Consider the following 3,396-nt stretch of genomic DNA (forward strand, 5'->3'; position numbering starts at 1 on the left):
AACTATGCCGCATTTGAGGCAATGCCGATCAGGCTGGAACTGGACCACGAATATGCCAGCAGTGAGCCCAGAGGGACGATGTTAACGAGTCGTCCGGCTCGGCATAGTTTAGATGCCTAAAGACCTTGGAGAAACGTTACGAGCTTACTATCAGGCCGGTACCGTACGGTCTTACTATCATGTGGCGCGACATTGGCGAGAATTTTCTCTTTCAACTCCAGACTGGCATCCAGGTACATCTGGGTTGTCTGGGGGGATTCATGCCCCAACCACATGGCAATGTTAAATGGATCCACGCCGGCCTGCAGTAATTCCATGGCTGCCGTATGTCTCAGCACGTGCGGGGTCACGCTTTTTTTTCGCAGCGAAGGACATACCTTGGCGGCCTGGGCAGTGTACTTTTTCAGAAGGCGTTGTATGGCGTCCGAACTGAGATGTCCGCCTCGAACACTCGGAAACAGCGGATTATCGACGGGTACCCGAAGCTCTTTCATCCAGGCTTTTAGAACAACGGCGGTCTGCTTACTGAAGGGGGTGACGCGTTGTTTTCGACCTTTACCCACGACATTAACGTGCGCGCCAGTGCCAAGGGTAACATCTTCGCATGTGAGGCTGGTCATTTCCGATACACGCAATCCCGTCTCCACCGCCAATCGGAGTAAAGCATGATCGCGACGACCACACCAGGTGCGGGTATCGGGCGCAGCAAGCAGCGCCTTGACTTCCGGCCGCGTCAGGAAGTGAATGAGCCTGCGATCGTAGCGCTTTCCGGGCATCGACAGCACGCGCTGGATTTGCGCAGAATACGCGGGCGCTTCGAAGGCCGCATAGCGGAAGAACGAACGGATCGCCGTCAGGCGCAGATTCCGTGTGCGGGCACTGATGGCCCGGGTCCTTTCCAGATCATTCAGAAATGCTGTCACGAGCGGCGCCTTGATGTCCTCAAATGCCAGATGGTCCGGCGGTTTGTGCAGTCGCTTGTTGGCAAACCGAAGAAGCAGCCTGAACGTGTCCCGATACGAACCGATGGTGTGCGGGCTGGCCTGCCGCTGTTGCATGAGACGTTCCGTAAAGAACCGCTGCAATAGTGTCGGGAAACTGATCGTAGATTTCATGACACATCCTTCCAACGACGCTCCAGGCGCTTCATCGCCTGCTTCATAAGCTCTGGGTTCTGCTCTACATACCAGTATGTATCTTTCACCCATTGGTGACCGAGGAAGGTCGACAACACTGGTAACCAATGCTCAGGGTCTTTACCCGATCGGTCTAATCTCACCAGCGTCGTGACCGCGAATAGATGACGATAGTCAATCAGCCGCGGAGCATGCTTTGTTGAATCGCGAAGACCGATTTTCCGTGTGAGTGCCGTAAATGTATGGGAGATCATATCTCCACTGAGAGGCTTACCTTGCGAAGTGAGGAATAAACGGGGTTCCGGGCGACCCGCAAGAGATAGTTCACGACGTCGAAGGTAGTCTGCAAGTACATCTCGAGTGGTGGAATGGATAGGAACCAACCTCGATTTTCCGTGTTTGCTTTCCCGCACCGTCAGAACACATTGCTTCAAATCTACGTCTTCAAGCTCCAGATTGACCGCTTCACCGGGGCGCAACCCTGTGACGCTTAGGACACCGATCAGTGTAAAATAGGTCCACCTTCTGAGTCCCCATGGCGGAGGAAGGGCCACTGCGGCAGCCAGTATCTTTCTAGTTTCCTCATTGGTGTAAAGGTGGGGTGCCCGCCGGTGATACCGATGCGGAAGCAGTCCGTCCGGTGGAATCTCCGTGTGTGGATCGAAGGCGCTCAGATAGCGTGCAAAGTCACGTACTACGCCTAATCGCTGAGCCCAGATTACCGGTTGAACCGACGGGGGTTTTTTCGCCCAGGTTAACGCCAGCGACGCGTTAATGTGTGAGAACCGACGCCGTTCCATATAGCTGACGAAGTCTTCCAGCCGTTGGCCCGCTTCATGGAGTTTGAATCCCATACGACGGCGCATCGTCAGGTACTCTTCCATTGACTTGCGTAACGTACTCATGATCGACTCCCCGGCCATGGTGGCGCCAAGATTCGCAGCGAGTCCAAATCGATTTTGGTATATATTCTCGTCGAGTCGGGACTCTTGTGGCGCAAGACCTCGCTAATCTCGGCCAGCGAGGATCCTTGACGCAGCATCTGCGTCGCTAGCGCATGCCGGAATTGATGGGCTCCTTTTCTCTGCGAATCGATGCCGGCCCGCTCCAAAGCGTATTTGACTACATTGCTTACCGATTTTGACGTCCTGAAGCCACGAATCGGTGCGTTTATACGCAGGAAGACTCTCCGAATCTCAGAATGTGCACGACCGTTTTTCAGGTAGTCCGCGATCGCTTCACCCACCGGCGCCAATAATGGCAATGGCGACTCCTGACCGCCTTTTCCATGAATGTTCAGCGTACCAGCTTCCCAATCGATGTCATCCAACGTCAAGGAAGCAACCTCACCACTCCGCAAACCGAGCCGGGCAAGGAGGAGGAGAATCGCATAATCGCGGCGACCGACGGGACGACTGCGATCACAACTGGCCAACGCGCGCCGGGCATGTTCAGGAGATATCGCCTTGGGGATTGAAGTCATTGACCAGTGAGCGACCTTGGGAATCGCTGCAGCGAGGTCAAGCCTGATTAAGCCCCGATAACGCGCATACTGCAAAAAAGAGCGCAACACCTTTGCGATCGAATGCGTTCGTGTTGGATATTGAGCAGCCTCATGCTGAACAAAGTCGATGAGCTCACAGGCATGGAGTTCCGCAAGCCGCGTTGCTCCGTCACCGTATAGTTTTTTCAAGAACAAATACGCATACGATCGATATGTTCTGATCGTCGTGGCTGACAAGCCTCGTTGGTGATGCAGATACAAAGCGTATTCGCTTACCAGTTTTTCAGCTGGTGTCTGCGCAACGGGTGCCTCCCTTGCAACGATTCCATTATCTTGCAGCAATTGCACAAAGCATCTTAGCGCGTATTGTTCGCCTTTCCGTGGACATCGGTAGTATGCGCGGTAGCGCAGGTAACGAAGCGTGGTTTTGTGAGTCACTTCCTCGATCGACGTTTTCTTGCGCTTGAGCCACACGCTGAAATCGGCAACAAGACGCAAGTATCTGCGAATGGTTTCTTGCGGATAACCTTGATCATAGAGCATGCCTTGAAATGCATCGAGGTGCTCAGCAAGAGGGCCTTCGGGCGCATCGAGCGAATGCGACCGCGTTTTGGGATACGACTTCTCCATGACCTGCGCCTCTCGCGAAAGCGAGTCCAATGTCAATTAGACTATGCCGATCATGTTTTGTTCGTTGTGCTTGAATTTGAGACTCATTCTGTCTGGATCGAGCATAGTTTACAAGGCGGCATAGTT

General features: G+C 53.8%; 3 protein-coding genes. All 3 read right to left on the reverse strand.

The window, feature by feature from the left end; translation table 11 throughout:
- Nucleotides 1-116: 116 nt before the first annotated feature.
- The 3 genes from AB4Y32_RS40110 to AB4Y32_RS40120 are packed head-to-tail and all read right to left on the reverse strand — an operon-like array spanning nucleotide 117 to nucleotide 3,270.
- Complete coding sequence (locus AB4Y32_RS40110) at nucleotides 117-1,115, reverse strand: tyrosine-type recombinase/integrase (protein ID WP_368726532.1); 999 nt, start codon at nucleotides 1,113-1,115, stop codon at nucleotides 117-119.
- Nucleotides 1,112-2,041 (reverse strand): tyrosine-type recombinase/integrase, encoded by a 930-nt coding sequence (locus AB4Y32_RS40115; RefSeq protein ID WP_368726533.1) that lies wholly within the window; start codon nucleotides 2,039-2,041, stop codon nucleotides 1,112-1,114. The genes AB4Y32_RS40110 and AB4Y32_RS40115 overlap by 4 nt, the downstream gene beginning before the upstream one ends.
- The gene (locus AB4Y32_RS40120) at nucleotides 2,038-3,270 is read right to left on the reverse strand and encodes a site-specific integrase (protein ID WP_368726534.1); all 1,233 of its coding nucleotides are present in this window, start codon (nucleotides 3,268-3,270) and stop codon (nucleotides 2,038-2,040) included. The genes AB4Y32_RS40115 and AB4Y32_RS40120 overlap by 4 nt, the downstream gene beginning before the upstream one ends.
- Between the last annotated feature and the right edge of the window lie 126 nt (nucleotides 3,271-3,396).

Origin of the sequence: Paraburkholderia phymatum (genome assembly GCF_040965635.1) — a bacterium.
GTDB classification, from domain to species: domain Bacteria; phylum Pseudomonadota; class Gammaproteobacteria; order Burkholderiales; family Burkholderiaceae; genus Paraburkholderia; species Paraburkholderia phymatum_B.

Coding starts and splice junctions, on each gene's coding strand:
- AB4Y32_RS40110 (WP_368726532.1), bottom strand. CDS start 1,115: ATGAAATCTACGATCAGTTTCCCGACACTATTGCAGCGGTTCTTTACG.
- AB4Y32_RS40115 (WP_368726533.1), bottom strand. CDS start 2,041: ATGAGTACGTTACGCAAGTCAATGGAAGAGTACCTGACGATGCGCCGT.
- AB4Y32_RS40120 (WP_368726534.1), bottom strand. CDS start 3,270: ATGGAGAAGTCGTATCCCAAAACGCGGTCGCATTCGCTCGATGCGCCC.